General features: G+C 63.6%; 21 protein-coding genes. 9 read left to right on the top strand and 12 right to left on the bottom strand.

Annotated features, from left to right (window positions below):
- Positions 1-105 precede the first annotated feature (105 nt).
- The 5 genes from BTW08_RS02435 (at position 106) to BTW08_RS02455 (ending at position 5,797) form a co-directional block, all read left to right on the top strand.
- On the top strand, positions 106-1,533 hold the full coding sequence (locus BTW08_RS02435; protein ID WP_075560926.1) for an NCS1 family nucleobase:cation symporter-1: 1,428 nt from the start codon (positions 106-108) through the stop codon (positions 1,531-1,533).
- Between the two features lie 205 nt (positions 1,534-1,738).
- Positions 1,739-2,686 (top strand): 4-hydroxyproline epimerase, encoded by a 948-nt coding sequence (locus BTW08_RS02440; protein WP_075560927.1) that lies wholly within the window; start codon positions 1,739-1,741, stop codon positions 2,684-2,686.
- Between the two features lie 66 nt (positions 2,687-2,752).
- Entirely contained in the window at positions 2,753-3,700 is a 948-nt protein-coding gene (locus BTW08_RS02445; RefSeq protein ID WP_075560928.1) for a dihydrodipicolinate synthase family protein, read from the top strand.
- A gap of 78 nt (positions 3,701-3,778) precedes the next feature.
- On the top strand, positions 3,779-4,441 hold the full coding sequence (locus BTW08_RS02450; protein WP_075560929.1) for a GntR family transcriptional regulator: 663 nt from the start codon (positions 3,779-3,781) through the stop codon (positions 4,439-4,441).
- A gap of 42 nt (positions 4,442-4,483) precedes the next feature.
- Positions 4,484-5,797 carry an FAD-dependent oxidoreductase gene (locus tag BTW08_RS02455; RefSeq protein WP_075560930.1) on the top strand — a complete coding sequence of 438 codons (1,314 nt, stop codon included), beginning with the start codon at positions 4,484-4,486 and terminating at the stop codon, positions 5,795-5,797.
- Between the two features lie 94 nt (positions 5,798-5,891).
- Here BTW08_RS02455 and BTW08_RS02460 read toward each other — a convergent pair whose 3' ends face one another.
- A complete protein-coding gene (locus tag BTW08_RS02460; RefSeq protein WP_075560931.1) occupies positions 5,892-6,854 on the bottom strand; it encodes a LysR substrate-binding domain-containing protein in 963 nt (320 codons plus the stop codon).
- A gap of 166 nt (positions 6,855-7,020) precedes the next feature.
- Here BTW08_RS02460 and BTW08_RS02465 point away from each other — a divergent pair, with 166 nt between their 5' ends.
- Complete coding sequence (locus tag BTW08_RS02465) at positions 7,021-7,881, top strand: DMT family transporter (RefSeq protein ID WP_083627638.1); 861 nt, start codon at positions 7,021-7,023, stop codon at positions 7,879-7,881.
- Positions 7,882-8,059: 178 nt separating this feature from the next.
- Here the strand turns inward: BTW08_RS02465 and BTW08_RS02470 are convergent, their stop codons facing one another.
- From BTW08_RS02470 to puuE, 7 genes are all read right to left on the bottom strand, one after another.
- A complete protein-coding gene (locus tag BTW08_RS02470) occupies positions 8,060-8,914 on the bottom strand; it encodes a bifunctional allantoicase/(S)-ureidoglycine aminohydrolase (RefSeq protein WP_075560933.1) in 855 nt (284 codons plus the stop codon).
- Between the two features lie 80 nt (positions 8,915-8,994).
- On the bottom strand, positions 8,995-9,852 hold the full coding sequence (locus BTW08_RS02475) for a MurR/RpiR family transcriptional regulator (RefSeq protein ID WP_075560934.1): 858 nt from the start codon (positions 9,850-9,852) through the stop codon (positions 8,995-8,997).
- 13 nt (positions 9,853-9,865) lie between these two features.
- Positions 9,866-10,594 carry an amino acid ABC transporter ATP-binding protein gene (locus BTW08_RS02480; protein WP_075560935.1) on the bottom strand — a complete coding sequence of 243 codons (729 nt, stop codon included), beginning with the start codon at positions 10,592-10,594 and terminating at the stop codon, positions 9,866-9,868.
- A complete protein-coding gene (locus tag BTW08_RS02485) occupies positions 10,575-11,231 on the bottom strand; it encodes an amino acid ABC transporter permease (RefSeq protein ID WP_075560936.1) in 657 nt (218 codons plus the stop codon). Before BTW08_RS02485 ends, BTW08_RS02480 begins: the two co-directional genes overlap by 20 nt.
- On the bottom strand, positions 11,228-11,911 hold the full coding sequence (locus BTW08_RS02490) for an amino acid ABC transporter permease (RefSeq protein ID WP_075560937.1): 684 nt from the start codon (positions 11,909-11,911) through the stop codon (positions 11,228-11,230). Before BTW08_RS02490 ends, BTW08_RS02485 begins: the two co-directional genes overlap by 4 nt.
- Positions 11,912-11,925: 14 nt before the next feature.
- Positions 11,926-12,741, bottom strand: a complete 816-nt coding sequence (locus BTW08_RS02495; RefSeq protein WP_075560938.1) for a transporter substrate-binding domain-containing protein — start codon at positions 12,739-12,741, stop codon at positions 11,926-11,928.
- Between the two features lie 302 nt (positions 12,742-13,043).
- Positions 13,044-13,967: an allantoinase PuuE gene (gene puuE / locus BTW08_RS02500; RefSeq protein WP_075560957.1), complete on the bottom strand. Its 924-nt coding sequence runs from the start codon at positions 13,965-13,967 to the stop codon at positions 13,044-13,046.
- Between the two features lie 134 nt (positions 13,968-14,101).
- On the opposite strand from puuE, the gene BTW08_RS02505 reads away from it, so the two are divergent.
- Positions 14,102-14,833 (top strand): aspartate/glutamate racemase family protein, encoded by a 732-nt coding sequence (locus tag BTW08_RS02505; protein WP_075560939.1) that lies wholly within the window; start codon positions 14,102-14,104, stop codon positions 14,831-14,833.
- A 303-nt stretch (positions 14,834-15,136) separates the two neighbouring features.
- Here BTW08_RS02505 and BTW08_RS02510 read toward each other — a convergent pair whose 3' ends face one another.
- The 3 genes from BTW08_RS02510 to uraH all read right to left on the bottom strand — a co-directional run bounded on the left by BTW08_RS02510 (position 15,137) and on the right by uraH (position 17,765).
- Positions 15,137-15,895 carry a GntR family transcriptional regulator gene (locus BTW08_RS02510; protein WP_083627639.1) on the bottom strand — a complete coding sequence of 253 codons (759 nt, stop codon included), beginning with the start codon at positions 15,893-15,895 and terminating at the stop codon, positions 15,137-15,139.
- Between the two features lie 125 nt (positions 15,896-16,020).
- Complete coding sequence (locus tag BTW08_RS02515) at positions 16,021-17,388, bottom strand: 8-oxoguanine deaminase (RefSeq protein WP_075560940.1); 1,368 nt, start codon at positions 17,386-17,388, stop codon at positions 16,021-16,023.
- Positions 17,388-17,765 (bottom strand): hydroxyisourate hydrolase, encoded by a 378-nt coding sequence (gene uraH / locus BTW08_RS02520; protein ID WP_075560941.1) that lies wholly within the window; start codon positions 17,763-17,765, stop codon positions 17,388-17,390. Before uraH ends, BTW08_RS02515 begins: the two co-directional genes overlap by 1 nt.
- A gap of 114 nt (positions 17,766-17,879) precedes the next feature.
- Between uraH and uraD the strand changes: the two genes are divergently transcribed.
- Positions 17,880-18,419, top strand: a complete 540-nt coding sequence (gene uraD / locus BTW08_RS02525; protein ID WP_075560942.1) for a 2-oxo-4-hydroxy-4-carboxy-5-ureidoimidazoline decarboxylase — start codon at positions 17,880-17,882, stop codon at positions 18,417-18,419.
- 70 nt (positions 18,420-18,489) lie between these two features.
- The gene (locus tag BTW08_RS02530) at positions 18,490-19,395 is read left to right on the top strand and encodes an IclR family transcriptional regulator (RefSeq protein WP_075560943.1); all 906 of its coding nucleotides are present in this window, start codon (positions 18,490-18,492) and stop codon (positions 19,393-19,395) included.
- Positions 19,396-19,444: 49 nt separating this feature from the next.
- Here the strand turns inward: BTW08_RS02530 and BTW08_RS02535 are convergent, their stop codons facing one another.
- On the bottom strand, positions 19,445-20,299 hold the full coding sequence (locus BTW08_RS02535) for an SDR family oxidoreductase (RefSeq protein ID WP_075560944.1): 855 nt from the start codon (positions 20,297-20,299) through the stop codon (positions 19,445-19,447).
- Positions 20,300-20,470 lie beyond the last annotated feature (171 nt).

Here is a 20,470-nt window from a genome sequence, read left to right on the forward strand (position 1 = left end):
CAATTGCGACAACCTTAGACCATCGTTAATGGCCAAAATGGCACACATCTTGTATACAAAAAATGGGATCACAATCACAAGACGGCCCCGCGGAGGGCACACGCCATGTCGCAACAACCTCCCGGCTACAGCGATCGGCTCTACAACGCCGACCTGGCGCCAACCACGCAGAACTGGAACTGGTACAACATCCTCGCTTTCTGGCTCTCCGACGTTCACAGCGTCGGCGGCTACGTGGTCGCCGCCAGCCTGTTCGCGCTCGGCCTGGCCGGTTGGCAGGTGCTGATCTCGCTGTTGGTGGGCATCTGCATCGTCCAGATCTTCGCCAACCTGATGGCGAGGCCGAGCCAGAAAGCCGCAGTGCCGTTCCCGGTCATCTGTCGGCTCTCGTTCGGTGTACTGGGCGCCAACATTCCGGCGATGATTCGCGGCCTGATCGCGGTGGTGTGGTACGGCATTCAGACGTTTCTCGCCTCCAACGCCCTGACCATCGTGATCCTGCGCCTGTTCCCCGGCATGGAATCGCTGGCCGGACCCAGCTTCCTGGGGCTCTCCTACCTGGGCTGGATCAGCTTCATGCTGCTGTGGTGTCTGCAGGCGATCGTATTCTGGCGCGGCATGGATTCGATCCGGCGCTTCATCGACTGGAGCGGCCCGGCGGTCTATCTGGTGATGTTCGCGCTCGCCGCCTGGCTGGTGTGGCAGGCGGGCTGGGCCAATATCAGCTTTACCCTGAGCGATATCCAGCTCTCTCCCGGCGAACAGCTGTGGCAGATGGTGATCGCGGCCGCCATCGTCGCCGGCTATTTTGCCGGCCCGACGCTCAACTTTGGCGATTTCACCCGCTATGCGCGCACCTTCGATGACGTCAAACGCGGCAACTTCTGGGGCCTGCCGGTCAACTTCCTGGTGTTCTCGGCGACCACGGTGATGATGGTCTCGGCGACGATTCCGGTATTTGGCGAGATGATCGACGACCCGATCGAGACCGTCTCGCGCCTCGACAACACCTTTATCGCCGTACTGGGGGCCGCGACGTTCGTGACGACGACCATCGGTATCAACATCGTCGCCAATTTCGTCGCCCCGGCGTTCGACTTCTCCAACATGGCACCGAGCAAGATCAGCTTTCGCACCGGCGGCTTCATCGCCGCCGTCGGCTCGATCTTTCTGACTCCGTGGAACCTGTTCAGCAACCCGGAGATCATCCACTACACCGTCGATCTGCTGGCAGCGGCCATCGGCCCTCTCTACGGCATCCTGATCATGGACTACTACCGCATCCGCCGCGGGCATATCGATGTCGATGCCCTGTTCAGCGTCGATCCCGACGGCCCCTACTGGTATCGCAACGGTTTCAATCCGGCGGCGGTGAAGGCGGTGATCGCGGCGAGCGTGATCGGCATCGTGATCAACTTCCTGCCGCTGGGCGATCTCGGCCACTTCTCGGTGTTCATCGGCGGCGCGCTCGGTGCGACGTTCTATTCGATGGCGATGCGCCGCGCTACCGCCGCGGCGGCCGTCGCCTCGTAGACGTCCGCTCTGTCTCCTTGAACGCCTAGCGTTCTCTCCCTTACCGGCGCCTTCCGCGCCGTTTTTTTGTGTCACGCTGGATTTCCCTTACGACACGGCTTCACATTGCGTCGCGAAGATTGTATAAAATCTACAATGCGTGAATCACGCACCCCGATGCTTGCTCCGAAGCTTGCGAGCCCGTCCAGATCAGAGGAAAGCCTGCATGAAGCGCATCCATGTCATCGACTCCCATACCGGGGGAGAGCCGACGCGCCTGGTCATGAACGGCTTCCCGACCTTGCCGGGCGACACGCTGGTCGAGAAGCGCGACGCGCTGCGCGAATCCCACGATCACTGGCGGCGCGCCTGCCTGCTGGAGCCACGTGGCAATGACGTACTGGTCGGCGCGCTCTACTGCGAACCGGTTACGCCAGGCGCGACCTGCGGCGTGATCTTTTTCAACAACTCAGGCTACCTGGGCATGTGCGGCCACGGCACGATCGGTCTGGTGGCATCGCTGCATCATCTCGGAATGATCGCGCCCGGCGAACACAAGATCGACACCACCGTCGGTCCGGTCAGCGCCACGCTGCACCAGGACGGCATGGTGACGGTGCGCAACGTGCCCGCCTATCGCTACCGCCAGCGCGTGCCGGTCGAGGTGCCGGGCTACGCCGTGGTGCATGGCGATATCGCCTGGGGCGGCAACTGGTTCTTTCTGGTCGGCGAGCATGATCAGACGGTGACCCTGGCCAACGAGGAGGCGCTGACGGCCTTTACCTGGGCGATCCGCCAGGCGCTGGACGCCCAGAAGATCACCGGTGAAAACGGCGGCCATATCGATCATGTCGAGCTGTTCGCCGACGACGCTGGCGCGGAAAACCCGGCCGATAGCCGCAACTTCGTGCTCTGCCCCGGCAAGGCCTACGACCGCTCCCCCTGTGGCACCGGCACCAGCGCCAAGCTGGCCTGTCTCGCCGCCGACGGCAAGCTGGCTCCCGGCGAGACCTGGGTCCAGGCCAGCATCACCGGCAGCCGCTTCGAGGGACGCTACGAGTGGGAGGGCGAACGGGTACTGCCCTCCATCACCGGCAGCGCCTACATGACCGCCGATGCCACGCTACTGATCGACGAGAACGACCCGTTCGCCTGGGGCATTACCGCGTCGTAGCCATACGGGAAATAGCCATCCGTAGGCTCATCCCGACAGATCATCAACAGATTCCAGAGGACAACCATGAACGACTCCATCTTTACCGGCTGCATTCCTGCCCTGATGACCCCCTGCACCGCCGATCGCACGCCCGACTATGACGCGCTGGTTGCCAAGGGACGCGAGCTGGTCGATCTCGGCATGCGCGGGGTGGTCTACTGCGGCTCGATGGGCGACTGGCCGCTACTGAGCGAGGCCGAACGCCAGGAAGGCGTGGCGCGACTGGTTGCCGCCGGCGTACCCGTCATCGTCGGCACCGGCGCGGTCAACTCGAAGGAAGCCGTCTCCCACGCCGCCCACGCGGCCAAGGTCGGCGCCCGGGGGCTGATGGTCATTCCTCGCGTGCTCTCTCGCGGTACCGCGCCCGCGGCGCAGAAGGCGCACTTCTCGGCGATTCTGAAAGCCGCTTCTGAGCTGCCGGCGGTGATCTACAACAGCCCCTATTACGGCTTCGCCACCCGCGCCGAGCTGTTCTTCGCGCTGCGTCGCGAACATCCCAATCTGATCGGGTTCAAGGAGTTCGGCGGTGCAAACGACCTGCGCTACGCGGCCGAGCACATCACCTCTCAGGATGACGACGTCAGCCTGATGGTGGGGGTCGATACCCAGGTATTCCACGGTTTCGTCAACTGCAACGCCACCGGCGCCATCACCGGGGTCGGCAATGCGCTGCCGCGGGAAGTGCTGCAGCTGGTCGCGCTGAGCCAGAAAGCCGCCAAGGGCGATCCCCAAGCCCGGCGCCTGGCCCAGGAGCTGGAGTCCGCGCTGGCGGTGCTCTCATCCTTCGACGAGGGCGTCGATCTGGTGCTTTTTTACAAATACCTGATGGTACTCAACGGCGACAGCGTCTACGAACTGCACTTCAACGAGAGCGACGCTCTGAGCGATGCGCAGCGCCGCTACGTCGAAACCCAGTACGCGCTGTTCCGCGAGTGGTATGCGCAGTGGTCGGCGCAGCTCGACGCGGCGTGAGACGCTCGGGCCTGAAAAGTCGGCGGGAGCGATATGGATTGCATACAATATCCAGATTTTGCGAAACGACGAGACTTCATGGCGACTTTCAAGACCCGAGCCCAGTACGTGGCGGACGATCTGCGCGAACGCATTCTCGGCGGCGAGTTCAAGGGCGGCTCGCAGCTACGCCAAGACGCGCTGGCCAAGGACTACGACGTCAGCCGCATCCCCGTCAGGGAAGCGCTGCTGACGCTGGAGTCAGAAGGCCTGGTGGAATTTCACGCCCATCGTGGCGCTTTCACCACCGAGCTCTCGGTGGCGGCGATTCGCGAGCTTTTCGATCTGCGCGTACTGCTCGAGACCTACGTGCTGCGCCACGCGATCCCCAATCTGACGGCGGCGGATCTCGATCACGCCGCGAGCATTCTCCGTCAGTATGATGCGGCGCTCGATTCCGGCAGCCAGATCGACAACTGGAGCGACTACAACTTCGCGTTTCATCACGCCCTGTACGCGCCCTCCGGGCTGCCCGAGACGCTGGCCATGATCGGTCAGTTGAATACCAAGTCCGGGCGTTATATCCGCATGCAGCTGGTTTACACCCGCGAGATCGAGAAGGCAGAAGTCGAGCATCGCCAGCTTCTGGAGCTGGCCCGCCAGGGCGATGTCGACAGAACCTGTCAGTTGCTGGAAACCCACATCAAGGACGCCGCGGAAGGTATCGCGGCGGTGCTGGAAAAGAGTCTGCGCAACGCCTGATTCGTCAGCCTTTCCCCTATTGCCCCGGTCGTGAGGTAGCGCATGTCGGACCCATCTCATCCTGTTCCGCCCGAGACAGAGAGCAATGCCGACATCATCATTGTCGGGGCCGGTCTCGTCGGTGTCACCAGCGCCCTGGCGTTGGCGCGCCGGGGCCACCGCGTGCTGGTACTCGACAAACAGGAGCCGGGCCGTGGCGCTTCCTACGGTAACGCCGGACACATGGCCACGGAGCAGGTCTTCCCGATCGCCGATGCTTCAATTCTCAGATCGCTGCCCGGCATGCTGATGGACCCGATGGGGCCACTGCGGCTGGACTGGAAATACCTGCCCCGCGCGCTGCCGTGGCTGACCCGGCTGGTACTGAATCTGCGCCCGGCGCCTTTTCGCCAAAGCGTTGCCGGTATCCGCGCCCTCAACGAACGCAGCCTGGCGGCGTGGCAACGCCTGCTGGCATCGGTCGATAGCAGCCACCTGCTCAAGGCGGACGGCTCGCTGCTAGTCTACGAGAAGCCGGAGTCGCACTCGAAGCTCGAAGCGCTCGAGTCGCGCATGCGCGAACAGCAGGTGCCGGTCGAGCTTTGGGATAGGGAAGCGATTCAGCGAGCGGCGCCGCAGCTGTCGGATGATCTGCTGGGCGGGCTGTTCTTTCCCGCCACGGGCCACGTACTGGATCCGTGGCGGGTGGTCACCACCCTGGTGGAAGCCGCCCGGCGCGAAGGCGTTCGTTTCGAGCAGGCAACCGTGCAGTCGACTCGGTTGACCGCGAAAGGCGTCGCCGTGACGACCAATGCCGGCGAACGCGAGGCCGGGCAGGTGCTCGTCGCCTGTGGCGCCCACTCGGCGGCGTTGACCGCCCAGCTCACCGGCAAGCGCGTACCGCTGGATACCGAACGCGGCTATCACCTGATGCTGCCCCGCGAGTCCGACCGTCTGCCCTTCGCGGTCACATCATTGGAGCGCCGCTTCATCATGACGCCGATGGAAACCGGCCTCAGGCTCGCTGGCACCGTGGAGTTCGCGGGACTGGAGGCACCGCCCAACATGGGGCGAGCGTGGCAGTTGCATCGCCTGAGCCGGGGACTGTTCAAGACCGATCTCGACGCCGAGGACGCGACGCCGTGGATGGGCTTCCGACCTTCGCTGCCGGACTCGCTGCCGATCATCGACGGGGTGTGCGACGGCCGCGTGCTGCTGGCGTTCGGCCACCATCACCTGGGGCTGACCCAGTCGGCAATCACCGCCGAGCTGATCGCCGATCTGGCCGGCCCCGGCGAACACGCCGCGTCCGTCACGACGACCCACCGCAACGACCTGCCGTCGCTGGCGGCCTATCGTCTGGCCCGCTTTGGCTGAATGCAGAGCGCCTGCGGCGAGATGACCGGCAGATGCTCAATGGCACCTTGTGGATTCTCTGTTCCGGCGCGGGTGGAGGAGATCCTGCGAACGCTCAAGAGGCTTTGCCGATCGTGCCCCGGTCACAATTGGCAGCCTCTGTCAGCAACCAGTCGACGAAGAGCGCGACCCTGGAAGGCGCCTCGCCGCTGGCGGGCGTCAACAGCTCGAAGGTCATGGGAGAAGCGAGGACATGTTGCTCGCCGAAGGGGCGAACAAGCACGCCGCTTTCCAGCCGGTCCATGGCCAGGGAGTGACTTGCCAGCATGATGCCACGCCCAGCGATAGCCTGATCCATGGCCAGACCAGACACCGAGTAGCGACGCTGTGGTGGTGTTACCTGGTCGGCGACACCGGCGGCTTCTAGCCACACCTGCCAGCCCGGAAAGTCAGCGCTCTGTGGTGAGTCCCAGGCGACTTCCAGCAGGGTGTGATGGGCCAGGTCAGCGGGCTTCATGGGCCGCTCGTACTGCGCCAGCAGAGAGGGCGCGCAGACGGGAAACAGTTCGTCACCGAACAGGCGCCGACTTCTTACTTCCGGCCAGGGGCCACGACCATAGCGGATCGCCAGACGCGCGCCATTGCCTTGCCAGGCGGGCACCGTCAAAGACTCACTGGCCTCCAGCGAGATGTCGATACCGCCGATTTGGGCGTCAAATGCCGCCAAGCGCGGCAGCAACCACAGCTGCAGAAAGGAAGGCGGGGCGCTAAGCGTCAGCAATGGCGTTCGCTGTGCGCTTTCGCGTGCGCGCTCTCTCGCAGTCAGGACACCACTGGCGATGCGCTCGAGACCGCTGTCGATGTCTTTGGCCAGCTGCCGTCCTAGCTCATTGAGTTGCACCCCATTGGCATGTCGAGCAAACAGCGAGACGCCAATGCGGTCTTCCAACTGCTTGATCTGACGACTGACCGCGCCGGGGGTAACACCTAGCCGGCTGGCCGCGTGTTTGAAGCTTTCCGAACGTGCTGCTTCGGCAAACGCCCGCAGCGCATTTAAGGGAAGGCGTTCGATCTTCATAGAGTGATATTTCCTGAGCCTTGGTCTTCAAAGTAATCGTTTGGCGTCAATACTGGCAAGTGCTCAACTTAGTGTTTATCAACACCAAGGTGGGCATATGCAGAACGTCGGACAGTTGAGAAATACTAAGGGATCTGCAGGCGGCTCGTCGCGTCGAAGGCTGGACATGCAGGGCAGTGCCTTGACGATGCTCTTTTGTCTGGCACTAGGGGCTCAGCAAGTGGCTATCAAGATGGTCGCGGCAGATGTCCCTCCACTGGCTCAGGTTGCATTACGCTCATTCCCAGCGGCGCTGCTGGTGTTAGTGCTGGTGTACCGGCAAGGCATCAGGATGGCTGATCTACGCGCGCATCTCGGTCCCGGTATTCTGGTGGGGCTGGGGTTTGCTGCGAATTTTGTGTTCATCGCATGGGGGCTCAACTATACGCTGGCCTCCCACATGTCGGTGTTTCTCTATACAGCACCGATTTTCGCGGCTTTAGGGTTACATCTGTGGGTACCGGGAGAGCAACTGGCGCGGCGCCAGTGGATAGGCGTCGCCCTGGCCTTCGGCGGGATGGTGCTTGCCATGGCACCGGCGACCGGCATCGACAATGCCGGGGATATCCTGTGGGGAGATTTCCTGGGGCTGTTGTCCGGTCTCACCTGGGCGGCGACCACACTAGTGATCCGTCGCTCTTCGCTTTCCGAAGCGCCGCCAGTCCAGACGCTGTGCTACCAGCTCACCATCACCTGGCTGCTGTTGCTGCCAGCCAGCGCACTGCTGGGCGATCTTGACCACATTCAATTTACCGGCATCGCGATCGCCAGCCTGGCGTTTCAGACGCTGGTCATCTCCTTCGCCGCACTGCTGCTATGGTTTACGCTGCTGAGGCGCTATCTCGCCTCACAACTGGGAATCTTCTCATTTCTGTCGCCCGTATTTGGCGTACTGTTTGGCGCGCTGCTGCTGGGCGAACCGCTGACGGCCAACTTCCTCGCGGGCGGGATCGCGTTGCTGATCGGTTTGCTGGTGGTGACTCGCTAGCGGTCTAGTCACCACGGCCCTTGGGCATCACCACGCGTTTGAGTCTCGCCAAGGAAGTCTTGCGCTTGAATACCGCACATTTCAAGCCCGGCGCCCCGGCCGGTGTATGCACCGATACCCACGCCGCCCACCGCGACGACCTGCCACCGGTGGCGTCCTATCGCCTGGCTCGCTTCGGCTAACGCCCGGAAAGCGACAGCTTCATGTGTCGATTGACGTCCTTGTAGAGCAGATAGCGGAACGGCGTCGAACCGGCGGCATAGCAGGACTGCGGGCAGAAGGCACGCAGCCACATGTAGTCGCCGGCCTCCACCTCTACCCAATCCTGGTTGAGATGATAGACCGCACGGCCCTCGAGCACGTAGAGCCCGTGCTCCATCACGTGGGTCTCGTCGAACGGGATCACCCCACCCGGCTGGAAGGTGACGATGGTCACGTGCATATCGTGGCGCAGGTCTGCGGGATCGACGAAGCGCGTGGTCGCCCAGCGGCCGTCGGTATCCGGCATCGGCGTCGGCGCGATCGTCTGCTCGTTGGTCACGAACGCCGGCGGCGCCTCCAGCCCATCGACGAATTCGTACGCCTTGCGGATCCAGTGGAAGCGCACCGGCGCGGCGCTTGCGTTGCGCAACTGCCAGTTTGCGCCCGGCGGCAGATAGGCGTAGCCGCCCGGCGCCATCTCGTGCGTTTCGCCCGCGAGGGTCAGCGTCATCTCCCCCTCGACCACGAACAGCACGCCCTCGGCGCCCGCATCCGGCTCCGGGCGCTCACTGCCGCCACCGGGCGAAACTTCCATGATGTACTGCGAAAACGTCTCGGCGAAGCCGGAAAGCGGCCTCGACAGCACCCATAGCCGGGTCTTTTCCCAGTGCGGCAGGAAACTGGTGACGATGTCGCTCATCACGCCCTTGGGGATCACCGCATAGGCCTCGGTGAAGACCGCGCGACCGTGGATCAGCTGACTCTGCGGCGGCAGACCGCCGTGGGGGGCGTAGTAGGTTCTGTCGGGCGTGTCGTGACTGCGCTGCGGCATGCTCTCTCCTTGTTCGGGGGAAACCCTCTACCGTCCTCTGCAGCGGAGCATTGACGGGAAGGTCTTCAGGCCTTGTAACGCTAAGGGGCCAGTTCGTCCAGCGCCTCATACAGCTCGGCCACTTCGCCAATCCTGGCCCGCCCCTGGGCCAGTCTTTGATGCAGCATGGCGTTGGCGAGCAGACTGACCAGGCTCATGGCGCTGGCGTAGCTGTCGAACGCCGAGATCGTTTCCAGGGCGCACTCCAGCCGCCAGGTCACCCGATCCGCATACTTGGCCGTGGTCGGGTCGCCGATCAGCAGCACCCTCTGTTCACGAGCGGCCAGTGCTTCCACCAGCGTCTCGAATAGCCTGGGCCGACGGCGAAAGCCGATCAACACGACCAGCGCGCCGGGCTCGAGCTCGACCAGTTCCTCGGCCAGCGACTGATTGGGCGCGGGCAGCAGACGCACATTGGCGCGCGCCTGCAGCAGCTGCTGGCGCAGGTGCAGAGCCACCGGATAGCTGTTGCGATAGCCTATCACGGCAACGGCGGGAGCCTTGTCGAGCGCGCGGACGACCTCGTCGAACAGCACCGGCGTCAGCCCGTCGAGACATTGACGCAGATTCTCCTGCTCGCGCTCGGCGTGCCGGCGGAAGCGTTCGATGCCGTCGTCCAGGGCATCGGATCGGGACGCCAGCGGGACACCGTAGTGACGCAGCTGACGGGCATGCGCCTTGACCGCCTTGAAATCCTGGTAGCCCAGGCGCTTGAAAAGACGGGTCACGGTCGCCTTGGAGACACCGCTGAGGCGCGACAGATCGGTCGCGCTGTAGACCGCCAGATCCTCGAGATGGGCCAGAATGAAGTCCGCCACCCGGCGCTCCTGCGGCCCCAGATCCGGGAAATGGTGCTGCAGACGACGACCGATATGCGTCTGTGGGCTCGTTTCCGCCATGATTATTGTCGCTCTACCGTACGGACGCGATGAACTGGCTCAGTTCCGGCGTCTTGGGTTGAGTGAACAGCGTCTGCGGATCGCCCGACTCGTGAATTCGCCCCTGGTGCATGAATACCACTCGGTGACTGACGTCACGGGCGAACTTCATCTCATGGGTAACCAGAATCAGCGTCATCCCTTCCCGAGCCAGATCCTCGAGCACGCGTAGCACCTCGCCGACCAGCTCGGGGTCAAGTGCCGAGGTCACCTCGTCACACAGCAGCACTTTGGGGTTCATCGCCAGCGCCCGGGCAATCGCCACGCGCTGCTGCTGGCCACCGGAGAGCTGAGCCGGATAGGCGTCGATCTTTTCCAGCATCCCCACCTTGTCGAGCACCTGCTCGGCGATCCGGCGCGCTTCGGCCTTCGGTGTCTGCTTGACCACCAGCGGTGCCAGCATCACGTTCTCGATCACCGTCTTATGCGGGAACAGGTTGAAGCTCTGGAACACCATGCCGACGTTCTGACTCAGCTCGCCTGGCGACATTGCCCCGCCGTCGAGGCGCTGATCGGCCAGATGAATCGTGCCCCAATCGTGACGCTCGAGCTGGTTGAGGCAGCGCAGCAGCGTGCTCTTGCCCGAACCGCTACGACCGATGATCGCCACCACCTCGCCGGTCTCGACTTCCAGGTCGATGCCCTTGAGCACCTCCAGCTCACCGAAGGATTTATGCAGGTCTTTAACGGATACCAGCGCCATAGAGCTTTTTCTCCAGGTGACGGGCGTAGCGTGACAGCGGATAGCAGAGGATGAAGTATCCGAGCGCCACCAGCGCGAAGATGGTGAAGGGGGCAAACGCCGCATTGTTGAGCATGGTGCCGGCCTTGGTCAGTTCGACGAAGCCGATCACCGAGGCCAGCGCGGTGCCCTTGATGACCTGGACCGAGAAACCCACGGTCGGCGGCACCGCGAGTCGCAGCGCCTGGGGCAGGATGACGTGGCGCATCGACTGCAGGTAGTTCAGCCCGAGCACACGGGACGCCTGCCACTGGCCGCTGGGTACGGCTTCCACGCAGCCCCGCCAGATGTCGCAAAGGAAGGCGCTGGTGAACAGCGTCAGCGCCACGCTGGCCGCGGTCCAGGCGGAAACATCGAAGCCCAGCACGGCGGCGCCGAAATAGGCCAAAAACAGCTGCATCAGCAGCGGCGTGCCCTGGAACAGATCGACATAGAGCCGAATCAGCCAGCGAATCGGCTTCAGCCCGCCCATCCGCAGCAGGGTCAGCACCAGCCCGACGATAGCGCCTCCGGTGAAGGCGATCAGCGACAGCACCACGGTCCAGCGCCCCGCCAACAGCAGGTTGCGGACGATGTCCCACAGCGTGAAATCGGTCATAACGAACCTCCCTGACGAAACGCGAACAGTCGTCGTCCGACGAATTCGAACGCCAGCCGCAGACCCACCGCCAGCAGCAGGTAGATCAGCGTCACCACCAGATAGACCTCGAAGCCGCGGAAGCTGCGCGACTGAATGAAGTTGGCGGCGTAGGTCAGATCGAACACCGAGATCTGGGACACCACCGCCGAGCCCAGCATCACGATGATGCACTGGCTGATCAGCGACGGATAAACCCGCGAGAACGCCGGCACCAGCACCACGTGGCGAAAGCTCTGCCGGCGCGAAAGCCCCAGCGCGCGGGCGGCTTCATGCTGCCCTTTCAGCGTCGAATCGATACCTGCGCGCAGGATCTCGGCGGTATAGGCGCCGAGATTCAGAATCATCGCCAGCAGCGCCGCGGCCGTCGCGCTGATCGGCACGCCCAGCGCCGGTAGACCGAAATAGAGAAAGAACAGCTGCACGATGAACGGCGTGTTGCGGACGACCTCGACGTAGCCGCCCAGCAGGCGACTAATGACCGCTCTGGTACCGGTCGGCGAACCATCGCGGACATAGGCGACGAGAATCGCCAGCGCAATCCCAGCGGCGGTGGTGACGACGGTGAGCCACAGCGTCGTCACCAGGCCTTCGAGGATCACGTCCGTGTATGGCAGCAGCGTGGAGAAATCCAGCGTCATGGACGATCACCCGCTCAGGAGGAAAGGTCGTCGGGCAGCGCGGTGTGGAACCACTTCTGCGACATCGATTCCAGCGTGCCATCCTGCTTGGCCTGCTCGATCAGCGCATTGACGCGATCCTTCAACGCACCGTTGTCCTGCGCCAAACCGATATAGCAGGGCGAGTTCTTGATCTGGAAGACCATGGTCGGCGCCCGCTCGGCGTTACGCTCGGCGATCTGTGCCGCGACCACGTTACCGGTGGCGATATAGGAGACCTGACCGGAAAGGAACGCGGAGATCGTGGTCGCGTTGTCTTCGAAACGCTGGACGGTGGTATCGCTCGGTGCCAGATCGGAAAGCTCCATGTCCTCGACCGAGCCACGAGTCACGCCGATGGTCTTGCCGGAGAGACCCGCCGACTCATCGATCGGATCCGCTTCAGGCGTACCGAACACGCCGAGGAAGAACGGCGCGTAGGCTTCGGTGAAGTCGATCACCGCGGCACGTTCAGGGTTCTTGCCCAGGCTCGAGATCACCAGATCGACCTTGTCGGTCTGCAGGAACGGGATGCGATTCGCACTGGTGACGGTCACCAGTTTCAGGTCGACATCCATCTGGTCGGCCAGGTAATGCGCCATGTCGATGTCATAACCCTGCGGCTGCAGATCGGTGCCGACCGAGCCGAACGGCGGGAAGTCCTGCGGGACCGCGACACGCAGCGTGCCGCGCTGTTCAATGGTTTCCAGATCGCTGGCCTGTGCCGACACGGCGGCAAGGCCGGCGGCGACGGTGCAGCAGAGTGCCAGCACGAGCTGGCGCGAGAATCGATTCTTGGCGAAAGCGAACATGCCATACCTCCTGAGGAGAGCTTTATACGTTGTTATGCCGGCAAAGAAACGATTGGCGACTTCTCCGCCGAGTGAGAAACGTTTGTTTCACACCGCTACGTAGCAAGCTTGGCGCCAACTTGGGTTTCAGCGTCGACGATTCAGGGGGTTAGCCAACGATCGAGAGCCCAGTGCCTCTTCTCAACGACTCGCGCAGAGGAGACGATGATCGAACCAGAGGCACGAATCCTCTCGTTCGCACCATGAAGGAGCGCGATTGGCGCGAGATTCGGTCCCTGGATTGGCGCGATGCGATCGATCCGCTATGAGGCCGGATGCTCGGCCGCCCAGTGGCGGGCGATATCCACACGCCGAGTTATCCACACCCGGTCGTGCGTTTCGAGATAATCGAGGAAGCGCTGCAACGCCCGAAAGCGCCCGGGGCGACCAACGAGGCGGCAGTGCAGCCCGATCGACAGCATCTTCGGCGTCTCCGCGCCTTCTGCGTAGAGCACGTCGAAGGCGTCGCGCAGATACTGGAAGAACGGTTCGCCGTGATCGAAGCCGGTCGGCGAGGCGAAGCGCATGTCGTTGGTATCCAGCGTATAGGGGACGACAAGATGCTGATGGGTTTTGCCCTGACTGTCTTCAGCCGGCATCCAGAACGGCAGGTCGTCACCGTAGTAGTCGCTGTCGTAGAGGAAGCCGCCCTGATCGAGCAGCAAACGCCGGGTATTGGGGCTGTCGCGGCCGGTGTACCAACCCAGCGGCTGCTCGCCGTAGAGCGACTGGAAAATAGCCAGGGCACGTTGGAGATGCTCGCGCTCGACCGCTTCCGGCACGTTCTGGTAGTGGATCCAGCGATAGCCGTGGCAGGCGATTTCATGGCCCAGCTCATGGAACGCTTTGGCCACTTCCGGGTTGCGCTCCAATGCCATCGCCACGCCGAAGATCGTCAGCGGCAGACCGCGGCGCTCGAACTCGCGCAGCACGCGCCACACCCCGGCCCGGGAGCCGTACTCGTAGATCGACTCCATGCTCAGGTGGCGGTCGGGATAGGCGTCGGCGCCGGCGATCTCGGAGAGGAACTGCTCGGAATGGCTATCGCCATGCAGGACGCTGTTCTCGCCACCCTCTTCGTAATTGAGTACGAACTGCACGGCGATGCGCGCCCCGCCCGGCCAGTTGGCTTGCGGTGGCGTACGGCCGTAGCCGATCAGGTCGCGAGGATAGTCTGGAGAGAGCATGCGCAGCGCCTTTTTGTCTTCCGTCGAGATGCCGGTTTCGGACCGGCCTTCATCGATATTGTATTCAAAATCGGTTATTTTTGTGGACAAAACAAACCTATCGCGATTTTCTCGCCTCGCCAAGGTGGCATGCCATGCAGATCCACGTCATCAATCCCAATACGACCGCCAGCATGACCGACAAGATCGGCGCCTGCGCCAGCCGCGTGGCCGCCGAGAGCACCCGGATCCATGTCAGCCAGCCGGATAGCGGGCCGGTATCGATCGAAAGTCACTTCGACGAGGCGATCAGCGCGGTTGGCGTGCTCGAAGAAGTTCGCCGTGGCGAGGCGATGGGCATGAACGCCTATGTCATCGCCTGCTTCGGCGATCCCGGTCTACTCGCTGCCCGGGAGCTGACTCGCGCTCCGGTCATCGGCATCGCCGAAGCGGGCTTTCACCTGGCGACGCTGATCAGCACGCGCTTCTCGGTCGTCACCACACTCACGCGCACCGCGATTATCGCCGAACATCTGCTCGACCAATACGGCTTCCGCCATCACTGTCGCCGAGTCCGAGCCACCGACCTGCCGGTGCTGGAACTGGAGAATCCGGCGGGCAACGCCTATCAGGCGCTGCTCGACGAGTGCCAGCGGGCGAAAGATAACGACGGCATCGGTGCCATCGTGCTCGGCTGCGGCGGCATGGCCGATCTCACCGAGCGGTTGACGCATGACCTCGGCATGCCGGTGATCGAAGGCGTCAGCGCCGCGGTGAAACTGGCGGAATCGCTGGTATCGTTGGGCCTGGGCACCAGCAAGCACGGCGATCTCGCCTTTCCCCGGCCCAAACCGTTCGTGGGTCGTTTCGCCGATTGGGGCGAATGACCCAGCGCTTCTCGACTCCGCAATAAACCTCAATTCCAACGGCTTCAAAAAGTTAGCGAGCGAAGGCCAGCCCTAGGCCCGTTCCCTACGGGCCAACGCACTTCCCATATCCCTATGGGTCGCAAGGCAAAAGTCTGCGACAAATCGTCAGGATTGACGATTTGGAAAGCTTCGCTGCTCGAGGAGCGAGCGACACGGATGTCGCGAGTCCACAAGCGGAGTTTACGAGGGTGTAAATGAGCATTTGACCGGGCTGGCGATCCAGCAGATTTTTAACGCCGTATGGCCGAGCGCAGCAACTTTTCAGCCGAAAATCGCACTTAGATCCGGCGTCTCATCCACGCTGTCTTCAATCGACAGCGACGCCTCGATCGCCTTGAGATGACGCTGCATGAAGGCCACCGCGCGCTCCTCCTTGCCGGCTTCCAGTAGCGCGATCAACTCGTCGTGATCGTGGGATTCGCAGCCCAGATGCCCCGAATCCCCATAGACCGCGAGGATCAGCGACGAGCGCGAGCAGAGCCGTTCGATAAACTCCGCCAACGGCGTATTGCCCGAGAGTTCGGCCAGACGCTGGTGAAACTGGGCGGAAAGCTGAATGGCGCGGCTCTGCTCGCCGCTGCGCAAAGCCTGGCGCTCGCTCGTTGCCAGCGTGCGCAACGCCTTGGCGTCGGCCGGCTTGAGGCGGCGGGAAACCCACGGCATCAGCTGGCATTCGACCAGCTGGCGCGCGGCGAACACGTCCCGCGCCTCCTCGATCGTGGGTCGGCTGACGCTGGCGCCCCGGCGTGGCGTCAGCGTTACCAGATACTCGAGCGCCAGTCGCTGGAGAATCTTGCGAATGCCGGTGCGGCTGACCCCGAACACTTCCGCCAGCGCGTCCTCGCGCAGCCGCGCCCCCGGCTTGAGACGGTGCTCGACGATCGCCTCGCGAATCTGCTGATAGATCGTTTCGTGACGTTCGGCACCGTCGCCGGCCTTGCCCGCGCCGCGACTGCGTCCGCTCGCCTTGCTGTTTCGTCCTTCATTCTGCACCGTCGCTGCGTTCGCGCTCGTTGCCATCGTTGTTCGCTCCACCCAGCGTGCGTCTTCCACATCCCTCGACCGATGAGCCGATTGTATACGCCGGTCCTGGAGATGACAGCCTCGGGGTGACAGCCTCGGGATGACAGTCGCCCCCGGGACCGTCAAGCCTCCACCAGCCGCCGGGCGCAGACGTTATGCCTCGCCACCATGGCATCGAGGTCGTGACCCAACAGCCGGCCATTCTCGACACGCCGCACGCCGTTGACGATCGACAGATCGACGCTCGGCGGCTGGCAGAACACCAGCGACGCCAGCGGGTCGTGAATCGCGCCACCCGCCAACGCCAGCGAGTCGAGCCGGAAGCCGATGATGTCGGCGGCCTTGCCCACCGCGAGTTGGCCGATATCGTCGCGGCCCAGCGTGGATGCCCCGCCGCGGGTGGCGAACCACAGCATTCGGCGCGCGGTGAACTCGCTCATGTCACCCTGCAGCCGGCCCAGCAGCATTGCCTGGCGCGCTTCCGCCAGCAGGTGCGAGCCATCGTTGGAGGCGCTGCCGTCGACCCCCAGACCGACGCGCATGCCGGCGCGATGCATCGCCATCACCGGTGCGATTCCGGAGCCGAGCCGCATGTTGGAACTGGGGCAGTGCGCGGCACCGCAGCAGTGGCCACCCAGCCGCGTGATCTCGTCTGCATGCGGATGCACCATGTGCGCGAACCAGACGTCGCTGCCGACCCAGCCGACCTGCTCGGCGTATTCCACCGGCGTGCAGCCGAAGCGTTCGCGGCAGAAAGCTTCCTCGTCGCGGGTCTCGGCCAGGTGCGTATGCAGATGCACGCCGTAATGGCGGGCCAGCGCGGCGCTCTCGACCATTAGCTCACGGGAGACCGAGAACGGCGAGCAGGGCGCGACCACGATGCGGGTCATCGCTCGCTCGGACGCATCGTGATAGCGCTCGATGGCGCGCTGGGTATCGTCGAGAATCGCCCGCTCCGACTCCACCACGCTGTCCGGCGGCAGCCCGCCCTGGGATTCGCCCACCGACATCGAACCGCGCGAGGCGTGAAAGCGCAGCCCCAGCTCGGAAACCGCCGCGATCTGATCGTCGATGCGCGCCCCGTTGGGCCAGATATAGGTGTGATCGGCTGCCGTGGTGCAACCGGAGAGCAGCAGTTCGGCCGCGGCGATCTGACTGCTGGCGTGAAGCGATTCCGGATCGAGCCGCGCCCAGATCGGGTAGTGGGTCACCAGCCAGTCGAACAGCTCGGCGTTCTGCCCGGCGGGAAGGTTGCGCGTCAGGGTCTGATAGAAGTGATGATGCGTGTTCACCAATCCGGGCAAAAGCACATGACCCCGCGCATCGATGACGACGTCGGCCGGCCCGGCTCGCTCTTCTGCCAGCGTCTCCGCCGGGCCGATGGCGACGATGCGATCGTCCTCCAGCCGGATACTGGCGTTACGCAACTCGCGCTGGGTATCGTCGAACGTCGCGATCAGCTCGGCGTTATGGATCAGCGTCGTCGTCATCAACTACCTCGGTACGTCGAGTAGCTGTACGGCGATAACAACAGCGGCACGTGATAATGCTCGTCGGGAGAGTCGACGATGAACTGCAGCGGAATCCGATCGAGAAAACGTCCAGCGGATTGCTGACCGGCGCCTAGGGAGTCGGCGTCCAGATAGTCACCAGCGTGAAACAGCAATTCGTAGACCCCCCCGGTAAAGTCCGCGCCTTCCAGCAGCGGGCCATCGCAGCGGCCGTCGGCATTGGTCACGACATCGGTCAGCTTCAGACGGCTCCCGCCCTCCAGTCGGTAAAGCTCGATGCGTAGATCGCGGGCGGGGCGACCGCGAGCCGTGTCCAGCACGTGGGTAGTCAGATAACCTTTGAGGGTGTCGCTCATGATGACCTCGATGGAGTGACGGGCGCGGCAGGCTCGAAAACAGTGGATTGCCGAGCGCGCAAGGCGTTAGCCTCATTCAAATGCGTTTGTATACAAAGGTCAACCGGAGGCCCCATGACGCCAGCGCTTCTCTCCCCACGGCCCAGTCAGCTGGACCGCGCCGCTTTCATTGCCAGTTATGGCGAGATCTACGAACACTCGCCGTGGATCGCGGCGCAGAGCTGGGATCGCGGCCTCGACGAGGCCCAGGATACTCCCGCCGGACTGGCCGAGCGGCTGCGCCGGCAGGTGGATGCGGCCTCGGCCGATGCCCAGCTGGCGCTGATCCGCGCGCACCCGGACCTGGCCGGCAAGGCGGCGATCGGCGGCGAGCTGACGCAGGATTCCTGCAGCGAGCAGGCCGGCGCCGGGCTCGATCAATGCACCGCGGAAGAGTTCGCACGCTTCGAGCGGCTCAATCACGCTTACCGTGAACGCTTCGACTTCCCCTTCGTCATCGCCGTTCGCGGGCTCGATCGCCACGCGATCCTCGCGGCGTTCGAGACGCGCCTGCATCACTCGCCCGAACAAGAACGCCGCACCGCCATCGATCAGATCCACCGGATCGCGCGGCTGCGCCTGGAGCAGCGAGCCACCGAAAGTCGTAGCCGATAGCGCACAGACACCACCGGATCGAGCGGTTATCCTGAGCGCCTGATAAAGGCGATCATGAGAGCGGCGACGGGTGACGGACAGAGAGCAGAACCGGGCGACTGAACAGCAGCGGCATCGGGCGACTGACACGCAGCAGGATCAGCAAACGGAACCCAAGCGGCGATCGGTCGGTCGACCGGCGGGCGGCGCCAAGAGCAGCGGCGGGCACAGCCAGTCTCTGGTCAGGGGCCTGACCATTCTGGAGGGTCTGGCGGCGGCGCCGGATGGGCTGGCGCTTTCCGATATCGCCGAAGACGTCGAGCTGGCGCCCTCGACCACCCACCGCCTGCTGCAGGCGCTGTTCCACCAGGGCTTTATCACCCAGGACGTCGAAAGCGGCCTGTGGAAGATCGACGTCAAGACCTTCCGCATCGGCAACAGTTTTCTCGAAGCGCGGGACTTTGTCGCCACCGCCCGCCCGTTCTTGCGCCGACTCACCGCCACCAGCGGTGAAACCGCCAATCTGGGTATCCGCGACGACGGCATGGTGGTCTATCTCGCCCAGAGCGAATCCAAGCAGATGATGCGCATGATCACCCGTCTCGGGTCACGGGCGCCGCTGCACGCCTCCGGCGTCGGCAAGGCGTTGCTGGCATGGATGCCGCCGCAGGAGTTCGAGCAGATCGTGGCCGGGCGCAAACTGGAGGGCGAGACGCCCAACACGCTGACCGACGCCGCCCGGCTGCGCGAGCAGCTGATCGAGATTCGCCGCCAGGGCTACGCCGTCGATCGCGAGGAGCACGCCATCGGCCTCAACTGCGTGGCGGCCACCCTGCACGACGAAAGCGGCCTGCCGCTGGCGGCGATCTCGGTTTCCGGGCCGGTTGCCCGAATCGACGACTCCCGCCTGCCCGAACTTGCCGCCTTGGTCGCGGAGACCGCCCGCGAGATCACCGCCAAGATCGGCGGCAAGACCCCCAGCGAACCGCCAACGTAGGTTGGGGCCGAAAAGTCGCCGAGCGCAGACGCTTCTCGCCCGGAAGCCATCAGGTATTCAGGATCACCCCGCCATTCAGATGAATCGTCTGCCCGGTCATGTAGGAAGACTCCTTGCTGGCCAGATAGACATAGGCCGGGCCCATCTCGCTGGGCTGGCCGGCGCGCTTCATCGGCACCTGTCCACCGAATCCTTCGACCTTCTCGTCGTCGAAGCTGGCCGGAATCAGCGGCGTCCACACCGGGCCCGGGGCCACCGCATTGACGCGAATCTCGCGATCCACCAGCGACTGCGCCAGCGAGCGCACCAACCCCTGAATCGCGCCCTTGGTCGATGAATAATCGATCAGCGTGGCGTTGCCCTTGAAGGCGTTGACCGAGGACGTGGCGATGATGGTATCGCCAGCCCCCATATGGGGCAGGGCTTCACGCACGAAATAGAAATGGCTGAAGATGTTGGTGGCGAATGTGCGCTGCAGCTGCTCGTCGGTGATTTGCGTCACGTCGTCCCAGTCATGCTGCTCGGCAGCGTTGTTGACCAGAATGTTGAGCCCACCCAGTTCGCTGCGCGTGCGCTCGACCGCCTCGCGGCAAAATGCAGAGTCGACCACGTCACCTTTGAGCAGCAGACAGCGCTGACCTTCCGCTTCGACCAGCGCCTTGGTGTCTTCCGCATCGCGATCTTCATCGAGGTAGACCACGGCGCAGTCGGCCCCTTCGCGGGCATAGTGCACCGCTACCGCGCGGCCGATGCCGCTATCGCCGCCGGTGATCAATGCCACCTTGCCCTTGAGCTTGTCGGTGCCGCGGTAGTCATTACGGATGAACTCCGGCTCGGGCTGCATGTCGTGCTCGTCGCCCGGCTGGTGACTCTGATGCTGCGGGGGAAAATGCGATTCTGACATCCTGGCTCCCTCCTGAATGGAATCGAATGAAACCGTGTCTATCGAACAAGACAACGTCTGCTGGCCGAGGAATCCTCCGATGGATTGGCCCCGACGCCTCCTGAGCATAGAAAGCCTGAGGCTTTTGTCCAAACCGGCGTGTCAACTTTTAACTCAAGTTAATAAACCGTC

The sequence above is a fragment of the Salinicola sp. MH3R3-1 genome, assembly GCF_001937155.1.
Lineage (GTDB): Bacteria > Pseudomonadota > Gammaproteobacteria > Pseudomonadales > Halomonadaceae > Salinicola > Salinicola halophyticus.